Annotated in this window: 12 protein-coding genes; all 12 read right to left on the bottom strand. The window is 73.5% G+C overall.

Annotation, left to right across the window (positions count from 1 at the left end; translation table 11 throughout):
* Window positions 1-2: 2 nt before the first annotated feature.
* Window positions 3-851: a TatD family hydrolase gene (locus ABEB00_RS04030; RefSeq protein WP_345617458.1), complete on the bottom strand. Its 849-nt coding sequence runs from the start codon at window positions 849-851 to the stop codon at window positions 3-5.
* Window positions 851-1,570, bottom strand: coding sequence for an EboA domain-containing protein (locus ABEB00_RS04025; RefSeq protein ID WP_345617457.1), 720 nt, complete (start codon window positions 1,568-1,570; stop codon window positions 851-853). The genes ABEB00_RS04030 and ABEB00_RS04025 overlap by 1 nt, the downstream gene beginning before the upstream one ends.
* Window positions 1,567-2,610, bottom strand: coding sequence for a sugar phosphate isomerase/epimerase family protein (locus ABEB00_RS04020; RefSeq protein ID WP_345617456.1), 1,044 nt, complete (start codon window positions 2,608-2,610; stop codon window positions 1,567-1,569). The genes ABEB00_RS04025 and ABEB00_RS04020 overlap by 4 nt, the downstream gene beginning before the upstream one ends.
* Window positions 2,607-3,521: an SCO3242 family prenyltransferase gene (locus ABEB00_RS04015; RefSeq protein ID WP_425586429.1), complete on the bottom strand. Its 915-nt coding sequence runs from the start codon at window positions 3,519-3,521 to the stop codon at window positions 2,607-2,609. Before ABEB00_RS04015 ends, ABEB00_RS04020 begins: the two co-directional genes overlap by 4 nt.
* Window positions 3,522-3,853: 332 nt before the next feature.
* On the bottom strand, window positions 3,854-5,056 hold the full coding sequence (locus ABEB00_RS04010; RefSeq protein WP_345617454.1) for an inositol-3-phosphate synthase: 1,203 nt from the start codon (window positions 5,054-5,056) through the stop codon (window positions 3,854-3,856).
* Between the two features lie 96 nt (window positions 5,057-5,152).
* Entirely contained in the window at window positions 5,153-8,884 is a 3,732-nt protein-coding gene (locus tag ABEB00_RS04005; protein ID WP_345617453.1) for a ThuA domain-containing protein, read from the bottom strand.
* A gap of 150 nt (window positions 8,885-9,034) precedes the next feature.
* The gene (locus tag ABEB00_RS04000) at window positions 9,035-10,033 is read right to left on the bottom strand and encodes a sugar phosphate isomerase/epimerase family protein (protein WP_345617452.1); all 999 of its coding nucleotides are present in this window, start codon (window positions 10,031-10,033) and stop codon (window positions 9,035-9,037) included.
* A gap of 69 nt (window positions 10,034-10,102) precedes the next feature.
* Window positions 10,103-11,389, bottom strand: coding sequence for a Gfo/Idh/MocA family protein (locus ABEB00_RS03995; protein ID WP_345617451.1), 1,287 nt, complete (start codon window positions 11,387-11,389; stop codon window positions 10,103-10,105).
* Between the two features lie 83 nt (window positions 11,390-11,472).
* Entirely contained in the window at window positions 11,473-12,528 is a 1,056-nt protein-coding gene (locus ABEB00_RS03990) for a substrate-binding domain-containing protein (protein WP_345617450.1), read from the bottom strand.
* A 16-nt stretch (window positions 12,529-12,544) separates the two neighbouring features.
* Entirely contained in the window at window positions 12,545-13,564 is a 1,020-nt protein-coding gene (locus ABEB00_RS03985) for an ABC transporter permease (RefSeq protein WP_345617449.1), read from the bottom strand.
* Window positions 13,561-15,078, bottom strand: coding sequence for a sugar ABC transporter ATP-binding protein (locus ABEB00_RS03980; protein WP_345617448.1), 1,518 nt, complete (start codon window positions 15,076-15,078; stop codon window positions 13,561-13,563). Before ABEB00_RS03980 ends, ABEB00_RS03985 begins: the two co-directional genes overlap by 4 nt.
* 149 nt (window positions 15,079-15,227) lie before the next feature.
* Window positions 15,228-16,409, bottom strand: a complete 1,182-nt coding sequence (locus ABEB00_RS03975; protein WP_345617447.1) for an ROK family protein — start codon at window positions 16,407-16,409, stop codon at window positions 15,228-15,230.
* Window positions 16,410-16,618 lie beyond the last annotated feature (209 nt).

Genomic DNA, 16,618 nt, shown 5'->3' with positions numbered 1-16,618 from the left:
GCTCACTCCCCGCCGCGCAGGATGGAGTTGCCCTCGTGGGTGGCGTCGGGCCGGGCCACGTCGAGGTCGAGGCGTCCGCTCAGCCCGTAGAAGGCGACCGGGTTGCGCCACAGGACGCGGTCGACGTCGTCCTCGTCGAATCCGGCCGCGAGCATCGCGTCGGCGACCTCGCGGGTCTTGAGCGGGTCGCTGCGGCCCCAGTCCGCGGCGGAGTTGACCAGGACCTTCTCGGGGCCGTACGCGCGCAGGATCGCGACCATCCGTGCCTCGTCCATCTTGGTGTCCGGATAGACGGAGAAGCCGAGCCAGGCGCCGCTGTCCTTGGCCTCCTTCACGGTGGTCTCGTTGAGGTGGTCGACCAGGACCCGGTCCGGGGGCAGCGCGGAGGCGCGGACCGCGTCGAGGGTGCGGCGCAGGCCGGTGAGCTTGTCCCGGTGCGGGGTGTGCACCAGCGCGGGCAGGCCGTGGTCGGCGGCGAGCTGGAGCTGGGCGGCGAGGGCGGTGTCCTCGGCGGGGGTCATCGAGTCATAGCCGATCTCACCGACGGCGACCACCCGGTCCTTGACGAGGTAGCGGGGCAGTTCGTCGAGGACGGGGGCGCAGCGCGGGTCGTTGGCCTCCTTGGGGTTGAGGGCGATCGTGCAGTGGTGGGCGATGCCGTACTGGGCGGCCCGGAAGGGCTCCCAGCCCAGGAGGGAGTCGAAGTAGTCGCGGAAGGAGTCGACGGAGGTGCGGGGCTGGCCGAGCCAGAACGCGGGTTCGACGAGGGCGCGGACGCCGGCGGCGTACATGGCCTCGTAGTCGTCGGTGGTGCGGGAGGTCATGTGGATGTGGGGGTCGAAGAGGCGCATCAGGACTCCTTGCCGTGGGGGTCCGCCGGGCCGGGCGGGGTGGCCCCGGGCTCGGTCAGGGCCAGGACGCGGTGCAGGTCCTCGGGGACCGGACGGTCCGCGGCGGTGCGTTCGGCGGCGTAGTCGGCGAGCATCCGGGCGAGTTCGCCGTCGGCGTGGGCGCGGCGCCCGAGGTCCGCCACCCGGTCGACGGGGACGCCGGTGAACAGGCACTTCAGCACGGCGTGCCGCCACTGGTGGGCGTCGAGGTGCCGGGCCGCGTACGGACCGACGGCGGCGGCCAGCAGCCGGGTGTCGTTGGTGCGCAGCGCGTCCTCGACGAGCGGGAGGGCCGCGTTGCCCGGCACGAGGTGCGGCAGGGCGTGCAGGACGGCGCGGCGTTCGTCGGCGGTGCCCTGGAAGTAGACCCGGGCCAGGGCGTCGGCGTCGGCGCGGGCCGCGTGCAGGATCAGGACGCGGGCGGCGTCCGCGTGGGCGGGGCCGCAGCGCCGGCCGGCCTCGGCGAGGCGCAGTTCCCAGACGGAGATCGGGCCGTGCGTGCCGGGGTGGGCGGCGGCCTCCTCCAGGGCCTGGTCGAGCCAGGCGCGGGCGGCGCCACCGAGGCGGGCGCCGAGGTCCGCGCGGAGGGCGGCCGGCGGGATGCGGGCGGGGGTGGTGCCCTGGGTGTCCCGTGCGGTGTCGGTCGCCGCGTGGTGCCGGGTGGGGTGGAGGTGGCTCATGGGGTGCTCCGTCGTGGGGTGGCGGAGGGCACGCCTGAGGGTGGGGCGGCCGGCGCCGGGGAATCGGTGGCGGCGGTCGCCGCCCGGTGGAGGAACGGGAGGGAGGCCGCGGCGAACCGCGGCCCGGCGTGGGAGTGGCGGGGCAGTTCGACGACGGTCAGGCCCTGGTAGCCGGTGGCGGCGAGGGCGGCGAGGACCGGCGGGAAGTCGATCTCGCCGTCGCCGAACGGGAGGTGTTCGTGGACGCCTCGTCGCATGTCCTCGATCTGGACGTGCCGCAGCCAGGGACCGGCGGCGCGTACGCAGTCGGCGGGAGGGAGGGGTTCGAGGCACTGGCAGTGGCCGATGTCCAGGGTGAGGCCGAGGGCCTCGGGGTCGCCGAGGGCACGGCGCAGCCGGTGGAAGTCGTCCAGGGAGGCGAGGAGGTGGCCGGGCTCGGGTTCGACGGCGAGCGGGACACCGGCGGCGGTGGCGGCGTCGACGACCGGGGCGAGGGAGTCGGCCAGGCGTTTCCACGCCTCCTCGATGCCGGTGCCGTCGCCGTCACCGGTGCCCTCGCTGCCGCCGTCACCGTCGCCGTCACCGGTCCCCTCGGCGTCACCGGCGCTGTCACTGTCACGGTCACTGTCGGGAGTGACACCGCTGAAGCAGTGGACGGCGTGGGCTCCGAGGTCGGCGGCGACCCGTACGGCGGTGCGCAGCAGTGCGACCCGGCGGGCCCGGTCGTCCGGGTCGGGGTCGAGGAGGGAGGGGCCGTGCTTGCGGCGCGGGTCGAGGACGTAGCGGGCGCCGGTCTCGACCGTGACACCGAGTCCGAGCGCCGCCAGCCTGGCGGCGACCCGGCCGGTGCGGGCGGCCAGGTCCGGGGCGAGGGGGTCGAGGTGCATGTGGTCGAGGGTGAGTCCGACGCCGTCGTAACCGAGGTCGGCGAGCAGGCCGAGCGCGTCGTCAAGCCGGAGGTCGGCGAGGCCGTTGGTGCCGTAGCCGAAGCGGAACGGGGGCACGGCGGGCCGGTCCGGGCGTGGGCGCACGCGGCTCATGTGATGCTCACCTTCTTCGCGAACCGGCGGCCCAGCGGCGCGAGCCCCACCACCAGCAGCGCGGTGACCCGCCCCCCGGAGCGCGCGGCGAGGGCGGCCTGGAGCGGGATGGTGGCACGGATACCGGCGCCGACGGCCCGCTGGGTGAGCGGGGGTGAGGGGTTGAGGGCGGCATGGAGACAGGGCCGGGCGGCGGTGGCGGCGTAACCGGCCACGAGGACGGTGGTGAGCCACTCACCGGCCGACGCACCTGGTCGGTGCGGTACGGGGTGTGACGTGGGCGGGGGACCCGGCAGGCCGGGGGCGGCTGCTGCCCGCCGGCCTGCCGGGAATCGGGGGGCCACCAGCCGGCACAGGAGTCCGGTGGTGGCGAGTGCCGCGAGGGGGGCCAGGGCGGAGCCGCCGGTGGTCTCGTTGCGGGAGACGGCCGTGACCGCGAGGGTGTGGCTGCCGAGGAGGGCCGCGGAGGGGACGGCCGGGCCGGGGCGGCCGGTGGTGGCCGCGGCGCCCAGGAGCAGGTCCAGGGCGCGGGCCCCGGCCATGGCGACCGGTCCCGCCGGTGTGTGTTTCAGGGCGAGGTCGTACGCCCAGACCGTCGCCGTCAGGGGCACGGCCACGGCCAGTGCGGGCCGGCCGGCCCGGGCGGCGAGGGCCAGTCCGGCGCCGGTGAGGGCGCAGGCCGCGGCGAGCGCGGCGGCGGGGCGGACGCGGCCGGAGGGCAGCGGGCGGTGCGGGCGTTCGGCGGCGTCCTCCGCGCGGTCGGCCCAGTCGTTGAGGACCATCCCCGCCTCGTACAGGCACACGGAGGAACCGATGGCGAGCAAGGTACGGCGGTTCGCGGGCACGCCGGTGGCCGCCGCACCGGCCAGGGCATCACCCGGGACGGTGAACAGGGCGGGCAGACGCAGCAGTTCGGCCCATGCGCGGGCCCATGCGCGAGCCCGTGCGCGGGCGGGGGCCGGGACACGGGCGGGGGTGTCTTCGGCAGGGCACCCCGCACCACCGGCGGTCCCGCCGACCCCGCCGACCCCGCCGACCCCGGTGACCCCGCCGACCCCGGTGACCCCGCCGACCCCGCCGACCCCGGCGTCACCGGCCACGGCCGACCGGCCGGTACCGGCCCCGCCCGGCGCGATCTCCTCGATCCCCGCGGTCTCAGCGCCACGCCTGCCCGTCCCGGTCCCCGGGCCGGTCCCCGCCCCCGCCCCGGCCCCCGCCCGGCGGGTGACGCGCAACGCGCGGATCACCGGCGTTCCCCGGCGGTACGCGGCGCGGCGGCCTCGGTGCCGGGCGGTCGGGGCGGTGCCCCCTCCCGCAGCCGGCCGGCGAAAGCGATCAGTTCCGCGTACTGCTCCCCCAGCGCGGACGGGCCGTCCCCCACCGGGTCCTTGAAGTAGAAGCCCAGTTCGCGCAGCGGCCCGGTGAGGCCCGCCTCGTGGGCCCGTGCCGCCAGGCGGGCCAGGTCGAGGACGAGGGGCGCGGCGAGAGCCGAGTCGCAGCCCTGCCAGATGGTCTGGAGGATCATGCGGGAGCCGAGGAAGCCGTCGAAGGCCACATGGTCCCAGGCGGTCTTGAAGTCGCCCAGCGCGGGGACGTCGTCGATGTGGACCTGGCCCTCGACGGTGGTGCCGAGGGTGTCGGCGAGGACCCGTTCCTTGCCCGCGTTCTTCGCCGCCGCGGCGGCCGGGTCGGCGAGGGCGGCGCCGTCGCCCCCGCCGAGGAGATTCGTGCCGGACCAGGCCCGGACGGTCAGCGCGCGCTGGGCGAACATCGGGCCGAGCACCGAGCGCAGCAGGGTCTGGCCGGTCTTGCCGTCACGGCCGGCGTACGGCAGGCCGCCGGCCGCCGCGGCTCCCGCGAGGCCGGGGTGGTGCAGGCCGGTGGAGGGGGTGAAGTTGACGTACGGACAGCCGGCCCGCAGGGCCGCCGCCGCGTAGAGCGAGCTGGGCGGGAGGGCGGCGCCGGTGGCGATCGGCTCGGTGGAGGCGACGTTGACCACCACGGTCCGGGCGAGCCCCGCCCGGTGGGTGAAGTCCCGGATGTCGGCGGTGAACGCGGCGATCAGCTCGTCGGCGTCCCTGGTGTCGCCGGGCAGCGGGCCGCCGGGGCGGATCTCCCGTTCGGCGGCCTCCAGTTCGGCGCGGACGGCGGAGGGCAGGCCGGGCGGCAGCACCCCGCCGGCCGCGAGCGCCTCGGCCCGTTTCGGCAGCGGGCAGTCCAGGGTGTCGTGGCCGCCGAAGACGAGCGACGACAGCGGCGGAAGTACGGAGTCGGCGAAGGCGGGGGCCTCGGTCACCATGCCGGTGGGCGGGTGCAGACCCGCGGTCACGGCGGCACACCCCGCCACCGCGGTCGTGGCGACGGAACCGCGCGCGCCGATGAGCCAGACGCCTGTACGGGACACGGACGGGGACGGGGACTGGGACGAAGACGGGGACGCGGACATGGGCAGCCTCCTTGGACGCGTCGCGGATGAGCAGTTCCCGGCGAGGGCCGGGAGGAGACGGCGGGCGGGGGTCCGGCGTCCCCCGCCCGCCGCCGTTCAGTCGCCGCGCGCGGCCGTGACGGGGCCGGCGGGCAGTTCCTTGAGTCGGATGTCGCGGAAGGAGACCTTGTCGTCGGCGCCGTGGTTCTGGAGGCCGATGTAGCCGTCGGTCAGGCTCCGCTCGGGGTCCTTGTTGGTGAAGTCGTTGATCTTGACTCCGTTGAGGAACACCTGGAGGCGTTCGCCCTGGACCTTGATCTCGTAGGAGTTCCACTGGCCGGGCGGACGCAGGACCTGGTCACGGGCCTTGATGTTCGCCGACTTGAACGAGTAGACGGAGCCCGTGGTGCGGTCGGCCGCGTCCGTGGCGTCGATCTGTATCTCGTAGCCCTTGTCCACCGCGGACCAGGGGTCGTCGGAGGCGGGGAAGCCCACGAAGATGCCGGAGTTGTCGTCGCCGCGCATCTTCCAGTCGAGCTTGAGGGAGTACGACGTCAGCTCCTTGGCCTGGTACCAGAGCAGGCCCATGCCGCCGTCGGACTCCAGCGTGCCGTCCTTGACGCCGAACGTGCCGGGGCCGGCCTGCTGCCAGCCGTCCAGGGTCTGGCCGTTGAAGATCTTCCGGTGGTCCTTGACCGGCTTGCAGTCGGCCTTGACCTGGCCGGTGGCGTACTGGAGACCGCCGAGCAGGTGGGCTCGGAACGCCTCGTCGGCGTAGGACTCCTCGGTGTGACCCCCGCCGGTGTAGAAGGAGCGGCCGCCGCCGTAGGTCTGGCACCAGGCGATCGGGTGGTCGCCCTTCATGGTGCCGCCCTGGTAGGTGGTCTCGTCGAGGGTGGCGAGGACCCTGGCTTGCTCCCGCGGGTTGGTGCGGTAGTTGTACCACTCGTCGGTGCGCTCCCAGGTGTCGCCCAGGTGCGCGGTGGACGGGTGGTCGTGGTCCTCGACGCGGACCGTGGCCTGCTGGACGGCCGGGTGCGAGTCGAAGTGGGCGCCGACCAGGCCGCCGTAGAACTCCCAGTCGTACTCGGTGTCGGCGGCGGCGTGGATGCCCACGTATCCGCCGCCGCCCGCCACGTAGTTCTCGAACGCCTTCTGCTGATCGGCGTCGAGGACGTCACCGGTGGTGGAGAGGAAGACGACCGCGTCGTACTTGGCGAGGTTGGCCGTGGTGAACTGGCGGGCCTCCTCGGTGGCGTCGACCGAGATGCCGGCCGGGGTGCCCAGTTCCTTCAGGGCGGCGATGCCCTCCGGGATGGAGTCGTGCCGGAAACCGGCCGTCTTGGAGAAGACCAGGACCTTCTTGCCGCCCTTGAACGGCTCCTTGGAGAACTCGAAGTCGTCCACGTCGAACAGCGCGCCCGCGCCGCCCTTGAAGACGAGGTAGATGTCGGTGGTGCGCCCCGGCAGCGACCGCAGCGGCACGTCGACGTTCTGGAACGTCTCCCAGCTTCCGGTCGGCGGTAGGTAGGCCGAGCCGTGCAGCGGGCCGTCGGGCGAGCCGGTGCGCAGTTCGACGAAACCGCCGGCGCCGCCCGAGGAGGCCCGCACGGTCAGCTTCTTCTGCCCGTCGAACCGGTAGGGGCTGAAGGATATCCAGTCACCGTCGTCGATGTCGCCGACCGTCTTGCCGCCGTTGGCGCCGGTCTTGTCGAACGTCGTCACGCCCGACTGGGTGGTGAAGTGCTCGGCCTGGCGGTGCGGGGGCTGGAGCACGGTGCGGGCGGTGCCGGTCAGCGCCTCCTGGCCGTTCGCGCCGCCGTCGGTGTAACTGGCGCCGACGACACCGTAGATGTCGGCGTTGGGGTCGTGTCCGCCGTCGCCGGCGGGCGGCCTCAGGGTGCCCTCGCAGCCCGTCTCGCTGGTCAGTTCGTGGGCGTGGGAGTCGTGGCCGAGGCTGTAGGCGACCTTGACCCTGGAGCAGTCGATGGTCTCCTCGGGGTCGGTGACGGTCACCTTGAACGGCACGGGCTCGCCGAAGGCGGCCAGGGTGCCGTTGCCGGGGACGTCGATCCTGACCTTGGGTTCGGTGTTGCCGACCACGATCCGGACGCTGGCGTTGCCGGTGTTGCCCTCGGGGTCGGTCGCGGTGAAGGTCGCGGTGTAGGTGCCGGCCTTCTTGTACTTGTGGGTGGGGGTGAGGCCCTCGCCGCCGGTGCCGTCGCCGAAGTCCCAGGCGTAGGTGAGTTCCGGGGAGTCGGCGTCCGCGGCGGTCGCGGTGAACCTGACCTTCAGGCCGGCCGGGCCCGAGGTCCTGTCGGCGCTCGCCTCGGCGATCGGGGAGTAGCCGTCCTCGGCGTTCTCGATCCGGTACAGCGCGGAGTCCTTGTCGCCCTGGAACCAGGAGAGGCCGTAGTCGAGGACGTAGAGCGCGCCGTCGGGGCCGAACTCCATGTCCATGATCTGGGTGCCGGTCCACGGGAAGTCGTTGATCTTCGCGACCGCGCCGTTCTCGGTCTGCTCGATCCGCTTGATCCAGCGGCGGCCGAACTCACCCGCGAAGAAGTCCCCGTCGTACGCCTCGGGGAACTTCACGCTGGAGTCCAGGTCGGGGTCGTAGCGGTAGACCGGGCCGGCCATCGGGGACTCCGAGCCGCTGCCGAACTCGGGCACGGAGTCGTCGTCGTAGGGAATCCAGGCGGCCTGCGCGGGCGGCAGGTCGACGAGGCCCGTGTTGTGCGGCGAGGTGTTCTTCGGGGCGGCGCAGTCGAAGGTCTCCCCGGCGGCGCCGGTCGCGAAGTCGTAGTCGACGTACGGGTCGTTGTTCCCGGTGCAGAACGGCCAGCCGAAGTTGGCGGGCTCGGTGACCTTGGCGAACTCGACCTGTCCGGCCGGGCCCCGGTTGGGGTCGGCGGCGCCGGCGTCGGGGCCGTAGTCGCCGACGTAGACGGTGCCGGTCCGGTCGTCGACGCTCATCCGGAACGGGTTGCGGAAGCCCATCGCGTAGATCTCGGGGCGGGTCTTCTCGGTGCCCGGGGCGAAGAGGTTGCCGTCGGGAACGGTGTACGAGCCGTCCTCGGCGACCTTGATCCGCAGGATCTTGCCGCGCAGGTCGTTGGTGTTGCCGGAGCTGCGGCGGGCGTCGAAGGCCGGGTTGCGGTCCGGCCGCTCGTCGATCGGGGTGAAGCCGTCGGAGGCGAACGGGTTGGAGTCGTCGCCGGTGGACAGGTAGAGGTTGCCCTCGGCGTCGAAGTCGATGTCACCGCCGACGTGGCAGCAGGTGCCGCGGGAGGCCGCGACGTCCAGGACCTTCTTCTCGCTGGCCAGGTCCAGGGTGCCGCCTGCGTTGAGGACGAAGCGGGAGAGGCGGTTGACGCCGTCGAACTTCGCGAAGTCGGCGGCGGTGCCGGTCTCCGGGGCGTCGCCCTCGGGGGTGTCGAGCGGCGGGGCGTAGTACAGGAAGATCGCCCGGTTGTTCTCGAAGTCCGGGTCGACGGCGACGCCTTGCAGCCCCTCCTCGTCGTGGCTGTAGACGGGGATCTTGCCGGCGACCTCGGTGACGCCGCCCTGGTCGGTGAGGCGCAGCGTGCCGTCGCGCGAGGTGTGCAGGACGCTGCGGTCCGGGAGCACGGCGAGCGACATCGGCTCGCCCGTCTCGGGTTCGCCCTTGGCGAGCGGCACCTGCTGGAACTGCCCTTCGGCGGCGACCGGATCGTCGTGCTCGGGGTGGCCGGGGTGGGCGCCGGCGACGGTGGCCGGGGCGCCCACGGCCAGCAGCAGGCCGGTGAACAGGGCGAGGGGTGTCCGTAGCCGCGTTCTCCTGGCGCTCTTGAGTCTGGTTCGGTGCACGAGGTCCCTCCGGGAACGGGGTGGGCCGTACGGGATGGGTGCGTGGACGTGCGGTGCGTGGACGTGCGGTGCGAGGGCGGACGGTGCGGGCGCCGGGGTGCGCCGTCACCCCGGAGAGGTGTGCCGCGGGCGGACTTCGAGGTGCGCGGTTCAGCGGTTGAACGCGGCGTCGAAGGACGCGGTGGGCGGCTCGTGGTCGAAGGTCTTCAGCCGGGTGAGCGCCTCGGGGGCGCCCTGCAGCCGGTCCATGCCGGCGTCCTCCCACTCGACGGAGACCGGGCCCCGGTAGTCGATGGAGCGCAGCATGCGGAAGACGTCCTCCCAGGGGACGTCGCCGTGCCCGGCGGAGACGAAGTCCCAGCCCCGCCGGGGGTCGCCCCAGGGCAGGTGGGAGCCGAGGCGGCCGTTGCGTCCGTCGAGGCGCTTGCGGGCCTCCTTGCAGTCGACGTGGTAGATCCGGTCGCGGAAGTCCCACAGGAAGCCGACCGGGTCCAGGTCCTGCCAGACGAAGTGCGAGGGGTCGAAGTTGAGGCCGAAGGCCGGGCGGTGGCCGACCGCCTTCAGGGCGCGCTGGGTGGTCCAGTAGTCGTAGGCGATCTCGCTGGGGTGGACCTCGTGGGCGAAGCGGACGCCCTCGGCGTCGAAGACGTCCAGGATCGGGTTCCAGCGGTCCGCGAAGTCCTGGTAGCCGCGTTCGATCATCGCCTCGGGGGCGGGCGGGAACATCGCGACCAGGTGCCAGATCGCGGAGCCGGTGAAGCCGATGACGGTGTCGACGCCGAGCAGCGCGGCGGCCCGCGCGGTGTCCTCCAGTTCGGTGGCGGCCCGCTGCCGTACGCCCTCCGCCTCGCCGTCGCCCCAGATCCGGGCGGGCAGGATGGCCTGGTGGCGTTCGTCGATGATGGCGTCGCAGACGGCCTGGCCGACGAGGTGGTTGGAGATCGCCCAGCACTTCAGGCCGTACTTGTCGAGGAGCCGGTGGCGGCCGTCGACGTAGGACGGGTCGGCGAGCGCCTTGTCGACCTCGAAGTGGTCGCCCCAGCAGGCGAGTTCCAGGCCGTCGTAGCCGAAGTCGCGGGCGAGGCGGCAGACCTCCTCCAGCGGCAGGTCGGCCCACTGGCCGGTGAACAGGGTGAAGTGGCGCGGCATCGGCTTCTCGTCCTCCTCGAAGAAAGAAGCGGCGGGGGGAGCGGGCGGGGCGGGGCAGGGCAAGGGGGGTCAGGGGGTGATCGCGGTGTACACGGCGTTCTTCTCGGCGCTCTCCTCCACGGCCGCGAGCACCCGCTGCACCTGGAGGCCGTCGGCGAAGGACGGTTCGGGGGCCTGCCCCGCGGCGATCGCGTGGACCAGGTCCCGGGCCTGGTGGACGAAGGTGTGCTCGTAGCCGAGGCCGTGGCCCGGCGGCCACCAGGCGTCCAGGTAGGGGTGGTCGGGTTCGGTGACGAGGATGCGGCGGAAACCGGCGTGGGTGCCGGGTTCGGTGGCGTCGTGGTACGACAGCTCGTTGAGCCGCTCCAGGTCGAAGGCGAGCGAGCCGTGCTCGCCGTTGACCTCGATGCGCAGGGCGTTCTTGCGTCCGGTGGCGTACCGGGTGGCCTCGAAGGAGGCGAGGGCGCCGGAGGGGAAGCGGCCGGTGAAGACGGCGGCGTCGTCCACGGTGACCTCGCCCGTGCTGCCGTCGCCCGGGGCCGCGGGCCGTCCCGGTGCGGCGCCGCCGGGCAGCGGGCGCTGCCGTACGAAGGTCTCGGTGAGCGCGGAGACACCGGCGAGGTGCTCGCCGGTCAGGTACTGGGCGAGGTCGACGATGTGCGCGCCGAGGTCGCCGAGCGCGCCGGAACCCGCAAGTTCCTTGCGCAGCCGCCAGGTCAGCGGGGCGGCCGGATCGACCAGCCAGTCCTGGAGGTACGTCACCCGGACGTGCCGCAGCCGGCCGAGGCGGCCCTCGGCGACCATCCGGCGGGCCAGCGCGGTGGCCGGCACCCGACGGTAGTTGAAGCCGACCATGGCGAGCTGTCCGCGCAGCGCGGCCGCGTCGGCGGCCCGGGTCATCGCCTCGGCCTCGGCGACGGTGTTGGCGAGCGGCTTCTCGCACAGGACGTGCTTGCCCGCGGCGAGCGCGGCGAGCGCGATCTCGGCGTGGCTGTCACCGGGGGTGCAGATGTCGACGAGGTCGATGTCGTCGCGTGCCACCAGGACCCGCCAGTCGGTCTCGGCCGCCGCCCAGCCGTGCCGGCCGGCCGCGGTGCGCACCGCGTCTCCGTCCCGGCCGCAGATCACCGCGAGCACCGGGTCGAGCGGCAGGTCGAAGACGCGTCCGGCGGTACGCCAGCCCTGGGAGTGGGCGGCGCCCATGAAGGCGTAACCGACCATGCCGACCCGCAGCGGCGGTCTGGACGCGGACGGCCCCGCGGCGGCCGGGGCCGCGGTCGCCGTGCCGGCCCCAGCGGCCCCCGTGACTCCGGTGGCCCCGGTGCCGGCCCCCTCGGGCGCTTGCGGCTGTCCCATGCGGATGTCCTCCTCGTCGTGGTGGCGCGGTGGGGGGCGGGTCCCGCCCCGGCGGGCTGGTCGGGCCCGCGGGGCGGGGTGCCTCACTTGAAGCCGGTGGACATGTACTGGTCGACGTTGCTCTTGTCGACGACGGCCGAGTAGCAGGTCAGCGACGAGGGGATCTCGAATTCGGCGAGGCCGCCGACGCCCTTGCCCTGGCCGAGGGCGCGGGCCAGGTCGATGGCGGAGGCCGCCATGGTCGGCGGGTAGAGGACGGTCGCCTTCAGGACGCCGTCGCCCCGTTCGATGGCCTGGAAGGCGGAGAGCGCGCCCGCGCCGCCGACCATCAGGAAGTCGTCCCGGCCGGCCTGCTCGATGGCGCGCAGGGCGCCCACGCCCTGGTCGTCGTCGTGGTTCCACAGGGCGTCGAACTTCGACTGGGCCTGGAGGAGCTGGGCCATCTTGGCCTGGCCGGACTCCACGGTGAAGTCGGCGGCCTGCCGGGCCACCTTCTTGATGTTCGGGTAGTTCTTCAGCGCGTCGTCGAAGCCCTGGGAGCGCTGTCTGGTCAGCTCCAGGTTGTCCAGGCCGGCCAGTTCCACCACCCGGGCGCCGACCTTGTCCTTGAGCTGCTCGCCGATGTAGTGCCCGGCGTTGAGACCCATGCCGTAGTTGTCGCCGCCGACCCAGCAGCGGTACGCCTGCGGGGTGTTGAAGACGCGGTCCAGGTTGACCACCGGTATGCCGGCGCGCATCGCCTTCAGCCCGACCTGGGTGAGCGCCTTGCCGTCGGCGGGCAGCACCACCAGTACGTCGACCTTCTTGTTGATCAGGGTCTCGATCTGGCCGATCTGCTGGGCGGTGTCGTTGGAGCCCTCGGTGACCTCCAGGGTCACGTCCGAGTACTTCTCCGCGCGGTTCTTCGCCTGGTCGTTGATGGCGTTGAGCCAGCCGTGGTCGGCGAGCGGGCCGGCGTAGCCGATGGTGACCGGCTTGCCGGGCTTGTCGGCGGCGGCCGGCCGGGAGTCGGCGTCGGAGGCGCCGCTGTCGTCGTCCGGGTCGTTGCTGGTGCAGCCGGTGAGGAAGGCACCGGCGGACACGGCGGCGGCTCCGAAGAGCAGCCCTCTGCGGCTCGCGAGGGGGGTGTGCTCTGGCATGGCGGTGAACCTTTCCTCAGGTCGTGCTCGCGGTACGGCGCTGGACCAGCACGGCGGCGACGATGATCGCGCCCTTGGCGATCTGCTGGACGTCGCTCTGCAGGTTGTTCAGGGCGAAGATGTTGGTGATCGTGGTGAAGATCAGGACGCCGAGCACGGAGCCGACGATGGTGCCCCGGCCGCCGCTGAGCAGCGTGCCGCCGATGATCGCGGCGGCGATGGCGTCGAGTTCGTAGAGGTTGCCGTTGGTGTTCTGGCCGGAGCCGGCCAGGACGATCAGCAGGAAGGCGGCGATGCCGCAGCACAGTCCGGACAGCAGGTAGAGGTAGAGCCGCTGGCGGCGGACGTCGATACCGGCCAGCCGGGCGGCCTCGGCGTTGCCGCCGACGGCGACGGAGCGGCGTCCGAAGGTGGTGCGGTTCAGCACCAGCCAGCCGATGACGGTGACGGCGGCGAAGACCAGGACCAGCGGCGGGACGCCGAGGACGTAGGCGTCGCGTTCGCCGAGGTCGAGGACGCTGTCGACGGTGACGACCTGGGTGCGGCCGTCGGTGATCTGCAGGGCCAGGCCGCGGGCCGAGGCGAGCATGGCGAGAGTGGCGATGAACGGCACCATCGCGCCGTAGGCGACGAGCACCCCGTTGACCAGGCCGCAGCCCACCCCGACCACGACGGCGGTGAAGAGGATGCCGAGGAAGCCGTACTCCTGGGTGGCGAGCGTGGTCGCCCACACCGAGGCCAGGGCGACGATCGCGCCGACGGAGAGGTCGATGCCGCCGGAGATGATCACGAAGGTCATGCCGACGGTGACGACGCCGATCACGGACGCCTGGGTGAGGACGAGCTGGAGGTTGCGGGTGTCCAGGAACTCGTCGGGCTTGGTGACGCCGCCGATCAGGATCAGTACGGCGAGCACGCCGAGCAGGGAGAGGGTGCGGACGTCGGCGCGGGCGGCCACGCCCCGCCAGGCGGGCGGCTCCGCCGGCGGTGCCGCCTTGCCGGTGCCGTCCCGGGGCGGCGATGCGTGCTGCGTCATGCTGCCGGGCTCCCTTCCATCACGAGGTCGAGTACGCGGTGTTCGTCGAGTTCGCGGGCGGGCGCCTCGTGCACGACCCGGCCCTCGCGCAGCACCAGCACGCGGTCGGCGAGGCCGAGCACCTCGGGCACCTCGCTGGAGACCAGCAGGACGGCGAGTCCCTCGTCGGCGAGGCGGCGGACGACCGCGTACAGCTCGGCGCGGGCGCCGACGTCGACGCCGCGGGTGGGTTCGTCGAGCAGCAGGACCCGGCAGCCGCGCAGCAGCCAGCGGGCCAGGACGGCCTTCTGCTGGTTGCCGCCGGACAGGGTGCGCACGGGTACGGAGGGGTTGTCGGGCCGCAACGAGAGGGCGCGGGTGGCGGCGCGGGCGGCGCCCTGTTCGGCGCGCCGGTCGAGCCAGCCGCCGCGCGAGAAGCGGGACAGGGAGGAGACGGAGACGTTGCGGGTGACGGACTCCAGCATCAGCAGCGCCTGGGCCTTGCGTTCCTCGGGGGCGAGGCCGACCCCGGCGCGCACGGCGGCGCGTACGCTGCCGGGCCGCAGGGGCCGCCCGTCCACCAGTACCTGCCCGGCGGTGGGTCTGCGGGCCCCGTAGACGGTCTCCAGGATCTCGGAGCGGCCGGAGCCGACGAGTCCGGCGAGACCGACGATCTCGCCGGGGCGCACCTGGAGGTCCAGGGCCGCGAACTCGCCGTCCCGGGCCAGTCCCCGCACGCTCAGCACGGGTTCGGCGGCGGGCCGGGACACCGGCCGGTCCGGGAAGACGTACTCGACGTCGCGGCCGGTCATCAGCGCGACGACCTGCTTCGTCGGGGTCGACTTCGCCGGCAGCCCGTTCGCGACCGCCCGGCCGTCCTTGAGGACGGTGACCCGGTCGCCGATGCGGCGGATCTCCTCCAGGCGGTGCGAGATGTGGACGACGGCGACTCCGGCGGCGGTGAGGTCGCCGACGATCCGGAACAGGTTGTCGACCTCGTCGGGGTCGAGGGCGGCGGACGGCTCGTCCATCACGATGAGCCGTACGTCGTGCGAGAGGGCCCGCGCCATGGAGACGATCTGCTGCTGCGCCGCCGACAACTCCCCGACCAGCAGGCCCGGTTCGATCTCCGGGTGCCCGAGCCGCCGCAGCAGCGCGGCGGTGGCGGCGCGGGCCGCCTTGCCGCGTACGACGAATCCGGCGGCGGTCGGCTCGTGGCCGAGGTGGACGTTCTCGGCCACCGAGAGGTGCTCCACCAGGTCGAGTTCCTGGTAGATGGTGGCGATGCCCAGCCGCATGGCGGCGATCGGCGAGCGCAGGGTGACCGGTTCGCCGCGCCAGCCGATGGTGCCGGTGTCGGGCTGGTGGGCGCCGGCCAGGATCTTGATGAGGGTGGACTTGCCGGCCCCGTTCTGGCCGAGCAGGCAGTGCACCTCACCGGCCTGGACGTCGAGGTCGACGCCGTCCAGGGCCCGGACTCCGGGGAACGACTTGGTGATGCCGGACATGCTGAGCAGCGGTGGTTCTGGTGCCATGTGAGGTCCCCTCGGCGGGCGTGCGGGCGGGCCGGTGGCAGGGCGGATCAGGGCAGGGCGGGGTGTGGGGTGAGGGCGGGTGCGGGGCAGGGCCGGTCGGGGCGGGGCGGGGCGGGCGCGGTGCTGGTGGCCTGAGGTGCCGGGCGGTGCTACGCGGGTGAGAACAGGTGGTCGCTGATGAGGCGGGCCGCGCCGATGACACCGGCGGTGGGGCCCAGTTCGCCGAGCACGATGGGCAGGTTGCCGGTCGCCAGGGGCAGCGACTGGCGGTAGACCTGGGTGCGGATCGCGGCGAGCAGGGTGTGGCCGAGGCCGGTGACCCCGCCGCCGATCACCACCAGGCCGGGGTTGAAGAAGCTGACCAGGCCGGCGATGACCTGGCCGGTGCGGTTGCCGCCCTCGCGGATCAGGTCGAGGGCGGTGGCGTCGCCGGCCGCCGCCGCGGCGGCGACATCGGCGGCGCTCAGGGCGCCGCCCGTCTCCAGACGGCTCGCCAGTTCGGCGGAGCGGCCCTGCTGGGCGGCCTCCAGCGCGTCACGGGCGAGTGCCGCGCCGCTGAAGTGGGCCTCCAGGCAGCCCCGGTTGCCGCAGGCGCACGGACGGCCTTCGGGCACGGCCTGGATGTGCCCGATGTCGCCCGCGCTGCCCGTGGTCCCGCGGTAGACCCCACCGCCGACGACGATGCCGCAGCCGATGCCGGTGCCGATCTTGACGACGAGGAAGTCATGCACGGTGCGGGCGACACCCGCGTGCTGCTCCCCCAGCGCCATCAGGTTCACGTCGTTGTCGACCATGACCGGGCAGCCGAGGTCCTGGCTGAGCGCCTCCCGCACCGGGAAGCCGTCCCAGCCCGGCATGATCGGCGGCGCCACCGGCACGCCCTCGGGGAAGCGGACCGGCCCCGGGACACCGATCCCGGCGCCGTCGAAACCCTCCGCGAGCCCGGAGGCCCGCAGCTTCGCGGCCATGGACAGCACCTGCTCGAAGACCGCGACCGGCCCCTCGCGTACGTCCATGGGCTGGTTGATGTGGCCGAGGATCTCCAGCTCGGCGTTGGTGACGGCGACGTCGACCGAGGTCGCGCCGATGTCGACGCCGAGGAACCGCAGTCCGGGGTTGAGCCGGATGTTGTGCGAACGGCGCCCGCCGCGCGAGGCGGCGAGTCCGTCGGCCACGGCCAGCCCCGTCTCCAGCAGCCGGTCCACCTCCACGGCCAGCTTGGACCGGGAGAGGTCGACCTGGTCGCCGAGTTGGGCACGGGAGTTGGGGCCCCCGTCGCGCAGCAGCTTCAGCAGCCTGGCCTGGTGGGCGTTGGCGGGTCGTGCGGTCATGCGTCTCACGAGCCCCTCCCCGCCTCGATCGGCCTGTGCGCGCCGGTGGCCGGCCACGTCCGTGGCCCGCTTTCGAAGGGAACGTAGCAGCGGGCGCCGGGGCTGGGAAGAAGTCGCGCAGGAATTGACCCCCACTTTCTCCACTCAGTGGACAAAGACGCGCGGGGGGACGAAGGCGCGCGGTGGGCGAAGGCGCGCGGGGGGCGGGG

Source organism: Streptomyces ziwulingensis, assembly GCF_039542605.1.
Taxonomy (GTDB): Bacteria; Actinomycetota; Actinomycetes; order Streptomycetales; family Streptomycetaceae; genus Streptomyces; species Streptomyces ziwulingensis.
The sequence above is the reverse complement of the archived record's forward strand: the minus strand, read 5'-3'. Positions and strand labels throughout refer to the sequence as shown.